The sequence below is a fragment of the Mesorhizobium sp. WSM4815 genome (assembly GCF_055811575.1).
Map to the genome: position 1 here is coordinate 1 of NZ_JBVVQS010000029.1, position 373 is coordinate 373.

Sequence of the window (373 nt, forward strand, 5' to 3'; positions counted from 1 at the left end):
GGTGACGTTGGCGTGTCCGCCGCGCAGCCCCCGTGTTTAGCGGAGCGGCGGACATGGCGGCCGCGTCTCAGGCGGCCAGTGCCCTCAGGTTCTCCTTCTTGTGCTCGCGCAGATGATCCATGTTGAGGTAGCGGGTCGCCTCGAGCCAGTTCTCGTGGATCTCCACCGCCAATGCCCGAACCAGCCGCAGACAGCTCTGCGGGTTGGGGAAGATGCGGACGACCAGGGTGCGCCGCTTGATCTCCTGGTTCAGCCGCTCCAGCATGTTCGTCGACTTCATGTGCTTGTGATGCGGCAGCGGCAGCCGATAGAAGCTCAGCGTCTCCTCGATGTTGTTCTCCACCCAATCCACCAGCTTCGGGTATTTGGCCTG

General features: G+C 63.3%; 1 protein-coding gene. It reads right to left on the reverse strand.

The genetic code is table 11. From position 1 onward, the window contains the following. Nucleotides 1–67: 67 nt before the first annotated feature. A partial coding sequence (locus tag AC0L2B_RS00115) for a transposase (RefSeq protein WP_473743621.1) occupies nt 68–373 on the reverse strand: 306 nt, incomplete at its 5' end.